The sequence below is a fragment of the Cellulosimicrobium sp. I38E genome (assembly GCF_001647255.1).
Taxonomy (GTDB): Bacteria; Actinomycetota; Actinomycetes; order Actinomycetales; family Cellulomonadaceae; genus Cellulosimicrobium; species Cellulosimicrobium cellulans_E.
Genome location: NZ_LUAZ01000005.1, coordinates 1 through 781, shown reverse-complemented (window position 1 = coordinate 781; position 781 = coordinate 1). Strand labels below are relative to the sequence as shown.

1 protein-coding gene is annotated in these 781 nt (G+C 71.7%); it reads right to left on the bottom strand.

Features of this window, described 5'->3' with window-relative positions:
* On the bottom strand, positions 1-779 hold a 779-nt coding region (gene nagB, locus A0J59_RS01520; RefSeq protein ID WP_053371072.1), incomplete at its 3' end, for a glucosamine-6-phosphate deaminase.
* Positions 780-781 lie beyond the last annotated feature (2 nt).

Below are 781 nucleotides of genomic sequence, written 5' to 3'. Positions count from 1 at the left end.
AGGCCCTGCCAGTCGGGCTTGGACGCGTACGTCTGGCGGTAGTAGTCCCCGAGCTGGAGGCGCGAGGCCGCCGCGTCGTCGACCAGCACCGTGGCGTGCGGGTGCATCTGCATGATCGTCGCGGGCCACAACGCCGAGATCGGACCCTCCACGAGCTGGTGCACCGCCTCCGCCTTGCCCTTGCCCGTGGCCAGCAGCACCAGGTGCCGCGCCGACATGATCGTGGCCAGCCCCTGCGTCAGGCAGTGCCGCGGCACCTGGTCCACGTCGTCACCGAAGAACCGCGCGTTGTCCTCACGCGTCTGRGCCGTCAACGTCTTGATCCGCGTGCGCGAGGCCAGGGACGACCCCGGCTCGTTGAACGCGATGTGCCCGTCGGTCCCGATCCCCAGGATCTGCAGGTCCACACCCCCCGCCGCCGCGATCGACTCCTCGTACGCCGCGCACGCCGCGACCAGGTCCGCCGCGTTGCCGTCCGGGCCCTGGACCGCGCCCTCGGCGAAGTCCACCCGCGAGGCGATCTCGGTCTCGATCACGTTCCGGTACCGCTCGGGGTGCTCCGCGGGCAGGCCCACGTACTCGTCGAGCATGAACGCCCGCACCCCCGCGAACGACAACCCGTCCTCACGGTGGCGCCGCGCCAGCTCGTCGTACACCCTCAACGGCGACGACCCCGTCGCCAGCCCCAGCACCGCCTCCGGCCGCGACCGCACCACCTTCTCGACCGCGTCCGCAGCCAGCACCGCCAACCGCTCCGCAGGAGCGATCACGACCTCCATCA